The sequence below is a fragment of the Parvularcula dongshanensis genome, assembly GCF_014199615.1.
In the GTDB taxonomy this organism is placed as follows: Bacteria; Pseudomonadota; Alphaproteobacteria; order Caulobacterales; family Parvularculaceae; genus Parvularcula; species Parvularcula dongshanensis.
This window is the reverse complement of the sequence record NZ_JACHOB010000001.1, coordinates 1,116,013-1,133,043: the sequence shown is the minus strand read 5'-3', so window position 1 is coordinate 1,133,043 and position 17,031 is coordinate 1,116,013. Positions and strand designations below refer to the sequence as shown.

15 protein-coding genes are annotated in these 17,031 nt (G+C 68.8%); 10 read left to right on the top strand and 5 right to left on the bottom strand.

Annotated elements, in window-relative coordinates; all coding sequences use genetic code 11:
• Window positions 1-26: 26 nt before the first annotated feature.
• Window positions 27-2,477 carry a DUF4175 domain-containing protein gene (locus tag GGQ59_RS05490; protein WP_183816554.1) on the top strand — a complete coding sequence of 817 codons (2,451 nt, stop codon included), beginning with the start codon at window positions 27-29 and terminating at the stop codon, window positions 2,475-2,477.
• On the opposite strand, the gene GGQ59_RS05485 is transcribed toward GGQ59_RS05490, so the two are convergent.
• Both GGQ59_RS05485 and GGQ59_RS05480 read right to left on the bottom strand, forming a co-directional pair.
• Entirely contained in the window at window positions 2,478-2,990 is a 513-nt protein-coding gene (locus GGQ59_RS05485) for a phosphoribosyltransferase (protein WP_183816552.1), read from the bottom strand. It abuts the gene before it with no gap.
• Between the two features lie 55 nt (window positions 2,991-3,045).
• Complete coding sequence (locus GGQ59_RS05480; protein WP_183816550.1) at window positions 3,046-4,143, bottom strand: zinc-ribbon domain-containing protein; 1,098 nt, start codon at window positions 4,141-4,143, stop codon at window positions 3,046-3,048.
• Between the two features lie 38 nt (window positions 4,144-4,181).
• Between GGQ59_RS05480 and ftsE the strand changes: the two genes are divergently transcribed.
• From ftsE to GGQ59_RS05435, 9 genes are read left to right on the top strand one after another with little or no spacing between them, the layout of a single operon-like run.
• Entirely contained in the window at window positions 4,182-4,946 is a 765-nt protein-coding gene (gene ftsE, locus GGQ59_RS05475) for a cell division ATP-binding protein FtsE (RefSeq protein ID WP_183816548.1), read from the top strand.
• Entirely contained in the window at window positions 4,943-5,842 is a 900-nt protein-coding gene (locus tag GGQ59_RS05470) for a cell division protein FtsX (RefSeq protein ID WP_183816546.1), read from the top strand. Before ftsE ends, GGQ59_RS05470 begins: the two co-directional genes overlap by 4 nt.
• A gap of 3 nt (window positions 5,843-5,845) precedes the next feature.
• Complete coding sequence (locus tag GGQ59_RS14950; RefSeq protein ID WP_183816544.1) at window positions 5,846-6,514, top strand: ElyC/SanA/YdcF family protein; 669 nt, start codon at window positions 5,846-5,848, stop codon at window positions 6,512-6,514.
• Window positions 6,511-7,242 (top strand): lysophospholipid acyltransferase family protein, encoded by a 732-nt coding sequence (locus GGQ59_RS05460; protein ID WP_183816542.1) that lies wholly within the window; start codon window positions 6,511-6,513, stop codon window positions 7,240-7,242. Before GGQ59_RS14950 ends, GGQ59_RS05460 begins: the two co-directional genes overlap by 4 nt.
• Window positions 7,239-8,168 (top strand): DUF2125 domain-containing protein, encoded by a 930-nt coding sequence (locus GGQ59_RS05455; RefSeq protein WP_183816540.1) that lies wholly within the window; start codon window positions 7,239-7,241, stop codon window positions 8,166-8,168. Before GGQ59_RS05460 ends, GGQ59_RS05455 begins: the two co-directional genes overlap by 4 nt.
• Window positions 8,169-8,174: 6 nt before the next feature.
• On the top strand, window positions 8,175-9,026 hold the full coding sequence (locus GGQ59_RS05450; RefSeq protein WP_221400872.1) for an alpha/beta hydrolase: 852 nt from the start codon (window positions 8,175-8,177) through the stop codon (window positions 9,024-9,026).
• Window positions 9,023-10,183: an MFS transporter gene (locus GGQ59_RS05445; RefSeq protein WP_183816538.1), complete on the top strand. Its 1,161-nt coding sequence runs from the start codon at window positions 9,023-9,025 to the stop codon at window positions 10,181-10,183. Before GGQ59_RS05450 ends, GGQ59_RS05445 begins: the two co-directional genes overlap by 4 nt.
• Before the next feature lie 50 nt (window positions 10,184-10,233).
• Window positions 10,234-11,475, top strand: coding sequence for a glycoside hydrolase family 27 protein (locus tag GGQ59_RS05440; RefSeq protein WP_183816536.1), 1,242 nt, complete (start codon window positions 10,234-10,236; stop codon window positions 11,473-11,475).
• 19 nt (window positions 11,476-11,494) lie between these two features.
• Window positions 11,495-13,357 carry a cellulase family glycosylhydrolase gene (locus GGQ59_RS05435; RefSeq protein ID WP_183816534.1) on the top strand — a complete coding sequence of 621 codons (1,863 nt, stop codon included), beginning with the start codon at window positions 11,495-11,497 and terminating at the stop codon, window positions 13,355-13,357.
• Between the two features lie 3 nt (window positions 13,358-13,360).
• On the opposite strand, the gene GGQ59_RS05430 is transcribed toward GGQ59_RS05435, so the two are convergent.
• The 3 genes from GGQ59_RS05430 to proS all read right to left on the bottom strand — a co-directional run bounded on the left by GGQ59_RS05430 (window position 13,361) and on the right by proS (window position 16,976).
• On the bottom strand, window positions 13,361-14,485 hold the full coding sequence (locus GGQ59_RS05430; protein WP_183816532.1) for a hypothetical protein: 1,125 nt from the start codon (window positions 14,483-14,485) through the stop codon (window positions 13,361-13,363).
• Window positions 14,486-14,545: 60 nt separating this feature from the next.
• Window positions 14,546-15,547 carry a serine hydrolase gene (locus GGQ59_RS05425; protein WP_221400871.1) on the bottom strand — a complete coding sequence of 334 codons (1,002 nt, stop codon included), beginning with the start codon at window positions 15,545-15,547 and terminating at the stop codon, window positions 14,546-14,548.
• Between the two features lie 85 nt (window positions 15,548-15,632).
• Window positions 15,633-16,976, bottom strand: a complete 1,344-nt coding sequence (gene proS / locus GGQ59_RS05420; RefSeq protein WP_183816528.1) for a proline--tRNA ligase — start codon at window positions 16,974-16,976, stop codon at window positions 15,633-15,635.
• Between the last annotated feature and the right edge of the window lie 55 nt (window positions 16,977-17,031).

Sequence of the window (17,031 nt, the reverse complement as noted above, 5' to 3'; positions counted from 1 at the left end):
TCCCCGTCGCTAGTGTTTTCCCCAGTATGAACGAGCCCGTCCGCGCGCCACGCCCGCCGATCCTCCGAGCGAAGGCGGTCCTGCTATGGGAACGCGCGCAACAGGCCTTCCTGCCGCCCGTCCTTCTGCTCCTCGCAGGCGCCGCGGTCGCGCTTCTCGGTCTGTACGAGATCATGCCCTGGTGGGCCGAGACGGGCTTGAAAGTCGCCTTCTTACTCGCCTTTGCCGCCTTGGTAATTCGAGGCCTGCTTTCGTGGCGGGCGCCCGGCTGGACCGAAGCCGCGCGCCGGATCGAAGCCGACAGCGATCTTGCCCCCGGCACGATCAACGCGCTGCGGGACAGTCCCTTCGCGGGGACGGCGGACGATCCGTACTGGCGCGCCTATCAGGACCGCCTTCAGCGCCTTCTTGCCGGCACCCGGCTCCGCCGGCCCCGCGCCCGGACCGACGGCACCGACCGTCTCGGCCTTCGCTTCGGCCTCGCCCTTCTGATCGTCGCGGGGCTGATCCTCGCTGGCCCCGATGCGCCCTCGCGGCTCCGCTCGGCCTTCGTCCCGGGTCTCGGCAGCGCCGGGCCGGTCATGGCCGACGTCTGGCTCGACCCGCCTGCCTATACGAACAGACCGCCCGTGCTCCTCGTCCAGTCCGCCGAGTTGCCTGACGGAATCGGTGGGCAGATCGAGGTTCCGCAGGGGACCTCGGTGAAGCTTCGCCTAGCCGGATCCGGCAAAGGACCGCGCGCGAAGGTCACCCTCGCCACGGCGGGCGGGCGCGAGCGCCTTCGCGGCCAGCGCGGCGAGGGCGCCTTCACTGCGGAGGCGGCGCTCGACGAGAACGCAGCGCTGACCGTGCGCGCGGGCGGCAGCGTCGCTTCCTGGCCCATCGTGGTGACACGCGACGCAGAACCGCGCGTGACGCTGCTCGAACCGCCCGCCGAGGAGGGCGGCACCCGCATCGCGCTCGAGGTCCTGACCGCGGACGACTACGGCATCCAGGACGCCTCGATTCTCCTGCGGCTGCAGCCAGCTCAGGATCTGCCGCCGGACGTGCCTGGCCCCGATCAGAGCGTCCTCGCCGGCGAAGAGACGCTTCCCCTCCCCGCCCTCGCCGGGCCGGGTGGCGAACGGGCCGTGACGCTCGACCTCAGCGAACATCCATGGGCGGGCCTTGCGGTCGCGCTCGTCATCGAGGTGAAGGACGGCGCGGGCCACGCCGCCAGGACGAAGCCCGTGGCGCTGACCTTGCCCACGCGCAGCTTCTACAACCCCCTGGCTAAGACCGTCATCGAGGAGCGCCGCAAGCTGGCGGCCACCCCCTCCTCCTGGCCGAGGACCGCGCGTCTTCTCGACGCGCTCACGCTGGCGCCCGAGAAGACGGCCGAAAGCACGCGGGAGTACCTCCTTCTGCGGACGGCCTATCACGACGTCTGGGACGGCCGGGGCGAGGCGGTGGAGGAGGTCGTCGAGAGCTTCTGGCCTCTCGCGGTTGCGCTCGAGGACGAAGGGCTGACGCTCGCCCGTCAGCGTCTTGAGGCGGCGCAGCAGGCGCTTCGCCAGGCCCTCGCAGACGGGGCTTCGCAAGACGAGATCGAACGGCTGATCGAAGAGCTCCGACAAGCGATGAACGACTACATTCAGGCGCTCGCCCAGTCGGGCGACGCTTTCGCGGAGTCGTCCGGCGAGAGCCTCGGCGAGCAGGATCTCGACGACCTTCTCGACGCGATGAGGGATGCTTCCGACCGAGGCGCGGAGGCCGAGGCGGAGGCGCTCCTCTCCCAGCTAGAGCAGATGCTCGAAAACCTGAGTCTGTCTCGCAGCGGCGAAGGTCAGGAAGGCGAAGGCCAGCAGGCCGGACAAGGTCAGGGCCAGGGTGGAGGCAGCGGCCAAGGCGGGGGCGGCTCGTCCGGCGGGGGCAGCGGCCCTCTCGATCAGGCGGGTGACCTCATCGATCGGCAGCGCCGCTTGTCGGACGAGACCTTCTCCGCCCGCCGCGGCGAACGGGGGACCGAAGGGCTCGCGGGCGACCAGCGAGGTCTCGGCGAAGCGCTCGAGGCTCTTCGCGAAGGGGCGGACGAGAGCGCGGCGCAGGCCCTGACGGATGCAGGCCGAGCCATGGAAGGCGCGGCCCAGGCGCTGGAACGCGGCGACCTCGGCACCGCTCAGGCCCTGCAGGAGGCCGCCATCGAATCGATTGCCGAAGGCGCCGAGCGTATCGCCGAAGCCGAAGGCGACGACGGATCGGGCGAGCGGCGCGACCAGACCGGGGACGGGCGAAGCCAGCGAGCCGGCGATGGCGGGGGCCGAGATCCCCTCGGCCGGCCCTACGGACCGCAAGGGCAGACTGGCGTCGAGATACCGGACCTGTCCGACCCCGAACGGGTGCGCGAAGTCATCGACATTCTGCGCCGCCGCGTCGCCGACCCCGCCCTGCCCAGCGAAGAGCGCGAGTACCTCGAGCGCCTGCTGGAGCGGTTCTGATCAGACCACGCCGATATAGGGCAGGCCACGCTTGCCGCCCGCGTCGTCCATGCCGTAGCCGACGAGGAACGCGTCGCCGGGCGCTGTGAAGGCGGCGAAGTCCGCCGTGACGTGCGCGGCCCGCGTCGCCTGCTTGTCGACGGCCACCGCGATCCACGCCCTCTTCACGCCCTTGTCCTCGAGGATGCGCGAGGCGTGCGCCAGGCTTCGGCCCGAATCGAGCACGTCGTCGACGAGCAGCACGGTGCGCCCTTCGACGGGTCCGGTGAAGTCCTTGATGACCCGCACGAGGCCGGAACTCGACCGCGCATCGCCGTAGGAGGCGAGCTGGACGAAGTCGACCTGCGGGTCGGCCCCGTGGCGAACGAGGGCCCGCACGAGGTCCGCAGCGAAGACGAAGCCGCCCGTCAGCACCGGCGCCAGGATGAAGTCAGTGCCGAGCCGCTCGATGATCTCGCCTGCGAGGGCATCGGTCCGTGCGGCGATCTGTTCGGGGGTGAAGAGCTCTTTCATGCCGCCTCCTAGACCAGGGCTGACTGCAAGGGCAGCCCGCTTACATAGCTCGCGCTCAGCGCGGCGCGCCGCCGAGGACCGGCGGGCCGGCGTGCCCGGCGCCCCATCCGCTGCCGCGGGACTGAAGGGCGAACCCTTCCCGCTCGGACGCCTCGCCGGGCTCGACTGCGACGTTCAGCGCCCATACTCCTTCTGGCAGCAGCGCGCGAACGGCGAAGGGCCGTTCACCGCCGGGCGGCAGGGGTACGGCCGGCAGGGGTACGACCTGCGCCTCGCTGCCCGCTGGCCCGGTGGCGGTGAGGACGAGCCGGGGGAAGGTCTCGTCCAGCCCATCGTTCCGCACGACCCCCGTGATGCTGACGGCTGGGCCCTGATCGGACAGGGCGTACCGCCCGAGGGCCGCTTCGACGCTGAGGGCCGGGGCGGCCGCAGGCGGCCGGAGGTAGGCGTAGAGATTGCCCGCCGGCGGAAAGACCGATTGGACGCGGTCCGGCGCCGCGACGACCACGTAAGTCAGGCTCGCCACCGTCGCCGCGAGCAGCGTCCAGCCGAAGAAGCGCGCTGGCGTCATCGCGTTCGCCGCCTTCGTCCGCATCGCCCCGCGGGCTCGGCGGGTCGCCTCGTCCTTAGGTACGGGGCGTTCCGTGCGGGCGGCGGGTCGAAGCGCGGCGAGAAGAATGCGAACGCTTCGTGCGAGGCCGCCGACCGCCGGTGCGACCTGCTGCGCGAGGCTGCGCAGGAGGATCCGCATCGCCTCGCCCGCCGGCGGCACGGGATCGTTCGGCGCCGCGGCTGGCCGGGCGACTGTCGGAGGGGCAGCGTAGACGATGGCGAGCGCCTGCTGCTGTCCCCTCGCCGGAGAGTCCTGCGGGGCGTCATCCGCCTCGGCTGCGCGCGCGCCCTGCCGAGCGGGACCGTCGTAGAGGGCATCGATAACCGTCTGCGACGGCAACGCCTCGTCCCCGAAGCGGACGACAGGCGCGGCAGGCGCGACGTCCGCTGCGGCCGCGCCGGCGGCGATGACCTGCGCAATCTGTCCGCGCTCGAACCAAACCTTCTCGCAGGAGGAACAGCGGACCTCGCGGCCCCCCGGCGGAATAGCCGAGGCCGGGACCCGGTAGGCCTTGAGACAACCAGGACACGAGATCAGCATTGCGCGGCCCGGTCGCGATGGTAAGCCCGCAGGAGCTCATGACGGATACCACCGACACTTTGGAGCGTGCCCCCGACTCGCCGCAGGCCGCGCCGGGGCGCGACGTGATCGTACGGCTCGAGGACGTAGGCCTCACCTATGACGGCACGCGCGAAGTCCTGCGCGGTGCGAGTCTGACCCTGCGCGAAGGGGACTTCCGCTTCCTCACCGGGCCGTCCGGCGCGGGGAAGACGACACTCCTCAAGCTCATCTACCTCGCTCACAAGCCCACGACCGGGCAGGTGCGCGTGTTCGGCGAAGACGTCGCAACCCTGCCCCCCGGCGCCATGCCGGGTCTGCGCCGCCGAATCGGCGTCGTGTTCCAGGAGTTCCGGCTTCTCGACCATCTCACCGCCTTCGAGAACGTCGCCCTGCCCATGCGGGTGGCCGGCGTTAACCATCAGGGCTACGCGGGAGACGTTATCGACCTGTTAAGCTGGGTCGGCCTGTCTCACCGCATCGACGCGAAGCCGCCGGTCCTTTCGGGCGGCGAGAAGCAGCGCGTCGCCCTCGCCCGTGCGCTCGTCTCGAAGCCGGACCTGATCCTCGCCGACGAGCCTACGGGCAACGTGGACCCCGTCATGGGCGAGAAGATCATGCGCCTGCTGATCGAGCTCAATCGTCTGGGCACGGCGGTGATCGTGGCGACGCACGACCTCGGCCTCGTCCGCCGTCTGGGCAAGAACATCCTGAGGCTCAAGGACGGGCGCGTGACCCTGCACGGCCCCCTGCCCGAGAAGACCGACGGCGAGGAGCGGCCGTGAGCGACACGCAACGTACCGGCCGCCCTGTCCGCCCCACGCCCCTTCTGCCCGAAGCCGGGGCGGCGGGCGCGCCGCTGACGATCGTCGTCGCGATCCTCGCCTTCATGGCGAGCCTCGCGCTGATCGGAAACCTCGTCGTGGACCGCGCCGTCGAGGATTGGACGAGCGAGCTGACCGGTACGGTCACGGTACAGATTCCCGGCGAAGAGCCAGCGGCGATCGACCAGAAGGCGGAGGCCGTCGTCGGCCTCCTGGAACAGACCGACGGCGTGATCGGCGTTACTCGGCTCGACCGCGCCGAGACCGAAGCGCTCCTCTCGCCCTGGTTCGGTGCAGGGGGCCTGCCCGACGACATTCCCGTTCCTGCGCTGGTCTCTGCCGAGGTTACGGCGGCGCTCCGGTCCGATCTCAAGCCGCTTCGTGCGCAGCTGACGACGACCGCGCCGGACGCGGTGCTCGACGACCACGGAACGTTCAACGACCGGCTGGTTGCGGCGGCGACGCGCCTTGCCTCCCTCGCCTTCCTCGTCTTCGCCATGGTGATCGGGGCCGCGGCGGCGGTGATCATCTTCGCCGCTCGCGCCGGGCTCGCTGCGAACCGCTCGATCATCGAGGTCCTCCACCTCGTCGGCGCGACGGACGGCTTCGTCGCCCATCAAGTACAGCGCCGCTACTTCTCGCTCGGCCTGCGCGGCGGCGTGGCGGGGGCGGTCGTCGCCGCGCTCGTCCTCTTCTTCGCCGCGAGCTTCGGCGGCGGCGGAGACGGCGTCTTCCTGCCGAGGCTCGGCGCCGACCCGGCGCTGATCGCCTGGCTCGCCATCGTGCCGCTCATCCTATGCGCGGTCGCGGCAGTCTCCGCTCGAGTGACGGTGCTGCGAACCCTTCGATCGTTCTGACGCGTGCGCCGCCTACCGACCTTCAGCCGGCTTCGCGCGTGGGACCGGCATTTGCGCAACCATGCTTTGCCCGCCGCCTTCGGCGCCCTGGCGGGCGCTTCGGGTCTGCTCGCGATCGGTTTTCTCGTCTTCGTCATTGCCCTGCCCCAGCCTCGCCGCGCGACGCCGGAACGGCTAGAGGCCGCGGCACGGGACGTCCCGTTCGAGGCGCGCGGGATCGTCGCGCTGACGGGCGGAGCGGGCTTGAGGATCGAGGGTGCGATAGCGCTGCACCAAGCTAACCTCGCGCCCCGCATCCTCATCTCGGGCGTGAACCCCAAAGTCGGCAAGGCGAGCCTCGACACCGCCTCGACCGCGGCGGTCTTCGAATGCTGCGTCGACCTCGGCGTCTACGCGCGGACGACGAAGGGCAATGCCTTCGAAGCCCGGTCGTGGCTCCGCAGCCATGACTATCGCCTCGTCTTCCTCGTGACCTCGAACTTCCACCTGCCCCGGGCCAGGGCCGAGCTTCGCAGCCTTGCGCCCGAGCTGACGGTCATCGGCGTGCCGGTGGACAGCCGCACCGTGCCCCAAGACGGCTGGGTATGGTCGCCGCGGGCTTGGGTCGCGCTCGCGAAGGAGTATGTGAAGTACCTGATCGTGCGAACGCGGCAGGTAGTAGACCCTCGATGATCCAGCTTCGCTCTTACCTCTACGCCGCCTTCATGGCGGCCAGTACGCTCGTTATCGGCGTCTTGGGCCTGCCGAGCCTGCTGCGTCGCGATTGGGCCGTCGGCGTTTCGAAAGCGTGGTGCCGGACGCTTCTCTGGGGTGCACGCGTATTCTGTGGCCTGCGCTGGCGCGTCGAGGGCCGTGAGCTTCTGACCGACGGTCCTGCCGTCATCGCCGCGAAGCATCAGTCGATGTGGGAGACGCTGGCGATCATGACGTTGCTGCCGGACGCGGCCTTCGTTCTGAAACGAGAACTCTCCCGGATCCCCTTCTTCGGTTGGTACGCCCGCGCCAACGGCTTCATCTTCGTCGACCGTCAGGCGGGCGCGAAGGCGCTGCGCGAGATGACGGGTGCCGCGAAGGAAGCCGTCGCCCACGGCCGACAGATCGTCATCTTCCCCGAAGGGACCAGATCTCCCATCGGCGAGCACCTGCCCTATCAGCCTGGCGTCGCCGCGCTCGTCCGCACGCTCGGCGTGCCCTGCGTCCCCGTTACGCATAACGCAGGGGTCTTTTGGCGCCACCCGGGCCTCGAACGCCGCCCAGGAACGATCGTGCTGAAGATCCTAGACCCTTTCCCCGCCGACACGCCGCGCCCCGCTCTGATCGCAGGGCTCGAAGAGGCGATCGAACCTGCGACCCGGGCCCTTGAAGCCGAGGCGCTCGACTCTCTAGAGCCTGCCGCATGACCGATGCCGTTCGGACGCACCGCGTCCGCCTCGCCCTCATCCTCGCCGTCGTCGTTCTCCTGCTCGGTGGCTACACCGTGCTGTGGTTCCATGGCGCCCGCATCATGCGGGCTGAACTCGACCGTTGGGTCGCGACTGAAAGGGCGGCAGGCCGCGAGGTCGCCCATGGCGACATCCGCATGCGAGGCTACCCCGCCGCTCTCCGCGCGGTCGTCGACGCGCCGAGCTGGGCAGAGCCCGGCCAGTGGTCGTGGAACGCCGAGACGCTCAACGTCATCGCGGTCCCTTACGATCCGCGCCGCCTGATCCTCGCGCCCTTCGGCGAGCAGGCCGTCGTCTACGACGACGTGACCTATGCGCTCCGGGCCGAGGACATGCGCTTCAGCCTCTCTCGCGGCGCCTTCGGCGCGCAGATCGCGGGCCTGACGGCGGAGAGCGGCGAGCGCACCCTCGCTCTCGCGGTGGGTAAGGCGAACTGGGCGCGGAACGAGGACGGCACGGCGGTCCTGGGCGTCAGCGGACAGGACGCGCTCTACCGCGTGCCTTCCGGCGCGGTGTCGCTGCCCTTCGTCAACGCGGCCCTCTCCGAGAACGGCGGCGGCGAGCTTCAGGTCCAGGCCTTCAACGCCGCCGTCTCTCCCGACGCGGCGACCGACCCGACGCTCCTGGCGGGCGAGGGCGAAGCCTCGCTCGACGATGCCGGCTACCCCGCCGGGCGCATGACGCTGCGCCTGCGCAACCCCGAGCCACTCGTCACGGTCATGAGCGAGCAAGGCGCGATCCCCTCGAACCAGGCGCCCGCCGTCCTCAGCGTGCTCGCCTCCATGCAGGAGGACGGCGAGACGGCCTTGCCCCTGTCGATGCGCGACGGCCGGCTGCGGGTCGGCTTCGTCCCGCTCGCCGACCTGCCGAAGATCGGGGGCTAGGCTGCGATGAAGATGCGGCTTCGCCTCGCTCTCCTCGCCCTACTGCCGTCGGCTGCCGTGGCCCAGGACCGCGTTTCTCTATGGCCCGACGGGGCGCCGGGCTCCGAAGAGATGCGCGACGTTCCGGAGACGTCCGGCGATTGGTGGGTCCGCGACGTTCACGATCCGAGCGTGACCGTCTTCGCGCCCGACGGCGCGCGTAGCGGTACCGCCGTCATCGTGGTGCCGGGCGGCGGCCACGCGAACCTCGTCTTCAACTCGGAAGGCGTGGCCCCGGCGAAGTGGCTCGCCGCTCGCGGGGTCACGGCCTTCGCGCTCAAGTACCGCCTGGCCCGCCAGGAAGGCTCGCCTTACGACATAGAGACCGACGCCGCGGCGGACCTTCGCCGCGCTGTCCGCTTCGTCCGTGCGCATGCAGAGGAGTATGGGGTGTCGCCGGATAGGATAGGCGTGCTCGGATTCTCTGCGGGCGGCGAACTCGTCAACCTCGTCACCTACGGGCCGGCCGGGGGCGACGCCGAAGCCGCCGACCTCGTCGAGCGGCAAAGCGCGCGGCCAGACTTTCAGGTCCAGATCTACCCAGGCCCCATCGGCCTGCCCGACCACTTCGATCAGGCCCCGCCGCCCGCCTTCTTCCTCGCGGCCTTCGAGGACAAAGGACCGACCTTGACCTTGATGCGGCAGCTGGACCTCTACCGCGAAGCGGGCGTCCCGGCGGAGCTGCACGTCTTCGCCCACGGCGCTCACGCCTTCAACATGGGCGACAGGTCCGACTTCGCGACCGTCTCGGACTGGCCCGAACGGCTCGCCGATTGGATGATCGACAGTGGGTTCATGGATAACGGCAGGAGCCGGTGATCCCGAAGCGAACGCCACGTGTCGGCGCCGGCGCGATCTTCTTCCTGCTCGGCGCGACTTACGGCGTCTGGCTATCGCGCATTCCGGCGGTCAAGGCGCAGTTCGGCCTCAGCGAGGGGACGCTCGGCCTCGTACTCCTCTGCTTCGCCATCGGCTCGCTGCTCGCCTTTCCGCTCGCCGGGCTTCTCGCCGACAGGATCGGGCCGCATCGCCTCGCCCGCCTCGGGGGCGGCCTCGGCAGCGCGGCGTTGGTCGGAGCGGGCCTCGCGCCCACCGCGGAGGTGCTCGCGGTCTGCCTCTTCTTCATGGGCTTCGCGGGCGGGCTCACCGACATCGGCATGAACGGATGGGGCGCCGCGATCGAACAGCAGACGGGACGGTCGATCCTGTCCTCGCTGCACGCGATGTTCTCGATCGGCGCGGGAGCAGGTGCGATCTCCGGCGCCATCGCCGCTTGGGCGGGGGCGGCGCCCAGCGTTCACTTTGCGCTGTTCGGCCTCACTGGCACGCCGGTCCTTCTGTTCCTCGCCTCCGCGCCTTGGGCCCCGCCCGCCGGAACCGAGACTGAAGGGCCGCGCTTCGCCCTGCCCCGCCCCGAGCTTCTGCTCGTCGGCCTCCTCCTCTTCTGCGTCTCGTTGAGCGAAGGCGCGATGGCCGATTGGGGGGCGCTCCTCACGGTCGAGGTCGCAGGGGCCCGCCAGAGCGAAGCGGCGCTCGCCTTCGCCGTCTTCTCGGCCACGATGATTGCGATGCGCCTATGCGGCGATGCCGTGATCGAGCGGCTGGGCGCCGTCACGGTCGGACGCGGAAGCGCGCTGGCGGGCGCTGCGGGCGTGCTGATTGCGGTGACCGCCGATAGCGTTCCGGTCGCCTATCTTGGGTTCGCCCTGATGGGCGTCGGCTACGCGCTCATCTTTCCCATCTCGATCGCCCGCGCGGCGCGCGACGACCGGACCGGAGCGGGCCTCGCCATCGCGAGCGTGTCGAGCTTCGGCTACGCCGGCCTTCTTCTCGGTCCGCCGATGATCGGCTTCCTCGCCGAGGCGACGAGTCTCCCTGTCGCCTTCGCGAGCCTCCTGATCCTATCGCTCTTCACCCTCGCCGCAGCGTCGGCTCTCCGCCCACCCGCCTTGCGCGGACCGGCATTCGCGCCCTAACCTTTCGGCAACGAACGACCGGCGGCCGGACCGCGGGCAAGGGAGGATGGATGGGACGCGTCTACAAGACGTTTGCAACAGTTTGCGCCTCGGGTTTGACAGCGCTCGTTCTGAGCCATGCCCGCGCGCAGAAGTTCGAAGGCGTCGCGGAGACGCCGCCCATGGGATGGAACAGCTGGAACCACTATGGCTGCGACATCGACGAGGACCTGATCAAGCAGACCGCCGACGCGATCGCCCAGAGCGGGCTGCGCGATGCGGGCTACACCTACGTCAACATCGACGATTGCTGGCATGGCGAGCGGGACGAGGACGGCTTCATCCAGGCCGACCCAGAGCGCTTCCCCTCGGGCATCAAAGCGCTCGCCGATTACGTCCACGAGCGCGGGCTCAAGATCGGTCTCTACTCCGATGCGGGCCGAACGACCTGCGGCGGCAAGCCCGGCAGCCAAGGGCACGAGTATCAGGACGCGAAGCAGTACGCCCGCTGGGGCATCGACTACCTCAAATACGACTGGTGCGCGACGGGCACCGGCGAGGACCAGCGTAACCCGCGCGAGGCCTACGCGCTGATGCGCGACGCGCTTCACGCCGCGGGAAGACCGATCGTCTTCTCCATCTGCGAGTGGGGCGACAACAAGCCGTGGGAGTGGGGCGAGGACGTCGGGCACCTTTGGCGGACGACCGGCGACATCATCAACTGCTGGGATTGCGAGGTCGGGCACGGCAACTGGTTCAGTTCCGGCATCCTGCCCATCCTCGACAAGCAGGCAGGGCTGCGCGCCTATGCAGGTCCTGGGCACTGGAACGATCCCGACATGATGGAGGTCGGCAACCTGCCCGCCCTCGGCGAGAATCGCGCCCACTTCGTCATGTGGGCGATGCTCGCCGCGCCGCTGATCATAGGCACGGACGTCGTGAACATGGACCCGAAGATCCTCGAGATCCTGACCAATGAGGGCGTGATCGCGATCGATCAGGACCCGCTCGGCATCCAGGGCTTCCCGATCATGAAGTCGCCGGACCTCGAGTACTGGGTGAAACCCCTCGAGGGCGGCGACTTCGCATTCGCCGTCCTGAACCGGTCGGACGAGCAGAAGCGCTACGCCTATGACTGGGCGGCCCACCCTGTCGGTGACAACGCGAACGGCTGGAACGCCGACACCGCCAACATCCGCTACACCGTGTCCGACCTCTTACGCGGCCGCGACGTCGGTACGACGGAGACGCCACTGACGGGCGCCGTGCCCGCCCACGACGTCGTCGTCTTCCGCATGAAGAAGAACGGCTGAGCCCGCCGGAGATCGAAGAATGAAGCGCACCATGTTTCTCGCCGTCCTTGCGGCGCTGCCCTCGCTTGGCTTCGCACAGGATGCGAAGCCCGCCTTCGAGCACTTCATCACCCGCGAGGGCGCGAAGCTCTACGACGGCGATGAGGTCTTCCGCTTCGTTTCCTGGAACGTGCCGACGTTGAACTACGTCGAAGACGAGATGGCGTTCAGCGAAGTGAACCCCTACGCCCTGCCGAACGAGTTCGAGCTTCGCGACCTCTTCGAGAGCGTGAACCAGATGGGCGGGCAGGTCGTTCGCGGCTACACGATCCCCGTGCGGAACGAAGACTTCCCCGAAGACGCCGTCACTTACGTCGAAGCACCTGGCGAGTTCAACGAGGAGGCCTTCCGCGTCATGGATCTCGGCATCGCGCTGGCCGGGGAGTACGGCGTGCGCGTCATCCAGCCGCTCGTGAACAACTGGCCCTGGATGGGGGGACGGCCCAACTATGCGGCGTTCCGCGGCAAGGATACCGATGCCTTCTGCACGGACCCCGAGATCCGCGAGGACTTCAAGCAGACGATCCGCTTCGTCCTGAACCGGACGAACACGGTCAACGGGGTCAAATACAAGGACGACCCCACGATCATGGCGTGGGAGACGGGCAATGAGATGACCTGCCCGGCTGAATGGGCGGTGGACATCGCGCGCACGATCAAGTCGGAGGCGCCGAACCAGCTCGTCCTCGACGGCTACCACGCGGTCGGCAACAAGGGGCAGGACCCCGTCTACGTGCAACAGCACTCGATCGACGAGGACGCGATCGACCTCATCTCGACGCACCACTACGAAGAGAACCCCCGCGAGGTCATCGCGAACATCGCCGAGAATGTACGCCGGATCGGCGGCAAGAAGCCCCTTCTCGTCGGCGAGTTCGGCTTCATGTCGACGACCGCGATGGAACAGGTGATCGACTTCGCGATGAGCGAGGACACCATTCCCGGGGCCTTGATCTGGTCGCTGCGCCGCCACCACCGCGATGGCGGCTGGTACTACCACACCGAGCCCTTGGGCGGGGGCCTTTACCGCGCCTATCACTGGCCGGGCTTCGGCGAGGGCGAGGTCTACGATGAGCGCGCACTCGTTCACATGACGCGGCAGAAGGCCTTCGCCATTCAGGGCAAGGACGTTCCTTCGCGCAAAGCCCCCGCCGCCCCCACCCTGCTGCCGATCGAGCAGGCAGGCGCGATCTCCTGGCAGGGCTCGGCCGGCGCCTCGGCCTACACCGTCGAACGCCGACACGGCGGAGACGGGGACTGGACGGCCGTCGCTACGGGCGTGGACGACATGCAGACACCCGGCTTCCCCCTCCTGTCGGACATTGGGGTGAGGGTCGGAGAACCCTACTACTATCGCGTCACCGCGCTGAACGAAGGGGGGGAGTCCGCGCCCTCCAACGTCGTCGGTCCCGTAGTCAGCGAGTTCCTGACGCTCGTCGACGACGCGGAGAACCTCGGCACGGCCACTTTCTGGGAGAACGTCTCGGTCGTCACTGGAGACTACCGCTCCTACAAGGAAGCCTACGACCGCCTGATGGGCGAGGAAGGCGCGTCCCTCACCTATACCGCGCCCGGACGGCTGCGCGAACTGCGGATCTACGCCTTCGAGAAGTCCGAAGAACCGCACCTCTCCCTTACCGTCCGTTCGCAGGCGGGCAAGGAACGTCGGGCGAAGATGCGGCATACGGACTACGCCTCGTCCGAGAGCAACTACGACTACGCCGTCCCCCGCCTCTACAGTTTCATGCCGACGCGGCGGCAGGACGTGCAGGACATGATCCTGGACTTCTCGGGTCGGTCCGACATCGTGCGCGTGGAGATCGACTACGTGCCCGAAGAATGAGGCTTACCCGCCGAGCAGCAAGAGCGTCGTCGCGCCGTTCGAGATGCCCGCTTGCAAGGCGTAGAGGTGGTCGACCAGCGTAAGTGTCGACTTCGCCGCGTGGCAGCGGTCGTCGACGTAGAACCAGTAGCCACGGTAAGGCACGGCGACGGCGGCTGTGTCCGGCTTGGTCTTCGACGACATGACGGCGAAGTAACCGCCCGTCACCTCGTCCCAAGGGGGCGGTGCCGTGCAATGGCTGGAAAGGTCGGCCCGCGCGGAGGTCCCCACTAGGCTCTCGTGCTCAACCGGCACGGCGACGGTCTTCGACAGCGCCGACATAACCCCCAGAAGGGAGCGTCCGCGCACGGCGAAGTCGCCGAGCATGTTCCCCCGTGTCGTGATCTCCGCCATGTATCGATTGCCCGACATCGGCACGACGTCGGCTGCCCAGTTCTTGGTCAGGAACTCGGCCAATGCCTGACCTTCGCGGACACCGCGATCCCACTTGAGGATCACACGTGGATCGCCGCCTGCCTCCTCCGCGTCGATCACCTGAGCCAAGAGGCGGTCACTGTCCTGCAGCGTGCGCATCAGCGATGCGAGCTGTCTGAAGCGGACGTTGTTGGGCAGAACCTCGCTACTCGGTCCCGTCGAGACGCGGGCGTTGTCGACGTTCCCGATCCGCGCCACGCAGCAGAGAAGCAGGCGCTCCACGCTCCAGCCCGACTGGCTGAGAAGGAAGATCGAAGCCGGCGGCAGCGGCTGGAGAAGCTGCTGCGCGAAGTCCTTACCCCGCAGCGCGTTGTAGACGACTGTCGGCTGGCTGCTCGTATCTCCGCCGATATTCCCCGACAGCACCTCGTTCAGCGGGTTGCCGTCCAGCGGGATCGCGCTCGACAGCCCACCCCGATACGAGGTGCGGTCTTGCGTCGTCATGCGCTCGACGTCGACGAAGGTGACGGGGTCGTCGTAGCGCAGTCGGACGATGTTCAGGAGCAACTGCTCCTGGCGCGCCTGCGAGATGGCGTTGGAGTAGGTCAGCGTGTCGATCGCGACGGGCGCTGGCGGACGCACGGTCGAGGAGGCGCACGCGCTCGCCGTCAAAGCCAGCCCCGCGGCCAGCACTCGCCTCGTTCCGAACCCCATGTCGCCTTCTGCCCCGTCAGCCCGCTCCGGTCTACAGTCGGGGGACTTAACGGAGAGGTGTCAGCTCTCGCCGCGCTGTGCGGCCGGGACGAGAAAGCGCGAGACGAGGCGGTGCAGCGACTGGACGTGACCATCGACACCGCGCGCGTCGGGGTCCGAGGTCATGATCGCGGTAAGCCCCAAGCTCGGGGCGACGTAGATCATCTGGCCGCCATAACCCCAGGCGTAGGCGAGCCGGATCGCGCCCGCTTGCCCCAGCCACCACCCATAACCGTAGCTGCCACCGCTCCAGGGCGAGCGCACGCGAGGCCGCCAACTCTCGTCGACCCAGCTGTCCGGCAGGACGCGTACGCCGTCATGCACGCCGTTGTTCCGGTAGAGCTCACCGATCTTGAGAAGTGCGCGAGGCGAGAGCGCCATCTGGTTGCCACCCATATAGACGCCCTGAGGGTCCCGCGTCCAAGGCGGCACCTCGATGCCCAAGGGTTCGCCGAGCCAGTCCCGTGCGAGCGCGAGCGTGCTTCGCCCCGACGCCCGCGTCAGGACGGTCGAGAGGAGGTGCGAGCTGCCAGTCGAGTAGATCATCCGTCCGCCAGGATCGGCCACGAAGGGCTGCTCGAGCGCGTATGCGACCCAATCCTCGCTCACGACCCATGGGCCGTAGTTCCGGCTCGAGGTCGAGCCTAGCCCTGCGCGCATCGTCAGCAGGTCCTCGATGGTGATCTCGGAGATTCGGGGGTCGGCGTCCTGCGGGACGCGCTCACCGAGTAGCGGCGCGATCTGCGCGTCGACGCCGGACAGAACGCCCTGCCCAATCGCCACTCCGGCGAGCGCGGAGAGGACGGACTTCGACGCGCTCTTGATGTTGACCGGCGTGTCAAGGTTCGGCCCTTGAAACACCCGCTCTCGCACCACGGCGCCGTCGCGCGCGACGATCATCGAGCGAAGCTGCGGCAGCGTCGCCGCCTCTCCGAACGCTTGGTCGAGCAGGCTCGCAAAAAGGCCCGTGGTCTCGGCGCGGGAGCAGCCAGGAGCGACCGCCGAGGCGGAAAGGGCGGCCACGAAGCCGCGTCTCGTCAGATGCATAGGGCGAAGATGGGACATCTCCGCCGTTGCGGCCAGAAAGCTTTCGGCTTTGAAACGAAGTCTAGCGAACCGCCAACGCGTCGCGGACCCGCTCGGCGATCATCGAGGCGGCATCTGCGAGCGCGACCTCCTGCTTCTCGCCGGTGGCGCGGGTCTTCACCTCGACCTTGCCCTCCTTGAGACCGCGCGGGCCGACCGTGACCGCGTAGGGCAAACCGATCAGGTCCATCCGCGCGAACTTCTCGCCCGCCCGGTCGCCCGTGTCGTCGTAAAGGACCTCGACCCCCTGCCCTTCGAGCTCGGCGACCAGCGCCTCGCAGGCCGCGTCCGCTTCCGCGTCGCCCGCCTTCAGGTTCACGACACCGCAGTGGAAAGGCGCGACCGGCACCGGCCAGATCGGCCCCGCCTCGTCGTTGTGCGCCTCGATGATCGCGCCGACGAGGCGGCTGACGCCGATCCCGTAAGAGCCCATCTCGATCTCGTGCTCCTGCCCGTCCGGGCCTTGCACCTTGGCACCCATCGGCTCGGAGTACTTGTTCCCGAAGTAGAAGATGTGCCCGACCTCGATGCCCTTCAGCGTCGTGCGGTCGGCTTCGCCCACCTCTGCCCACAGCCCCTCGTCGTGCATCTCGTCCGTACGCGCATAGAGCGAAGTCCGCTCGGCGAAGAGCGGCTCTAGGTCACCGCCGAAGTCCGTGTCCACGCCGGGCGCGGGCAGGTCGGCGAGACCCTTGTGAAGGAACACTTCCGACTCGCCGTTCTCGGTCAGAAGGACGAACTCGTGGGAGAGGTCGCCGCCGATCGGCCCGGGATCCGCGCGGACCGGCACGGCGCGCACGCCCATGCGTTCGAAGGTCCGCAGGTAGGCGACGAACATCTTGAGGTAGGACCGCCGCGCGTCCTCAGGCGTAAGGTCGAAGCTGTAGGTATCCTTCATCAGGAACTCCCGCCCCCGCATGACGCCGAAGCGCGGACGCAGTTCGTCCCGGAACTTCCACTGCACGTGGTAGAGCATGAGCGGGAGCTGCTTGTAGGAGCGCGTGCCCGCCCGGACGATCTCGGTGATCATCTCCTCGTTCGTCGGGCCGTAGAGCATCTCCCGACCCGAGCGGTCCTCGATGCGCAACATCTCGGGGCCGTAGGCGTCGTAGCGCCCCGATTCCTGCCAAAGGTTCGCAGGTTGGATCGTCGGCATCAGCATCTCGACCGCGCCCGCCCGATCCTGCTCCTCCCGCACGATCGCCTCGATCTTGCGCAGGACGCGGAGGCCGAGCGGCAGCCAGGCATAGATGCCCGCCGCCTGCTGACGGATCATGCCCGCGCGCAGCATGAACCGGTGCGAGGCGATCTGCGCGTCGCCCGGCGTCTCCTTCAGGGTCGGCAGGTAGAAGCGGGAAAGGCGCATGGGAGGCTCCGCGGCAGGCATCGCGCGGAGTTATCGGCGCGGTGCCCCGCTGTCC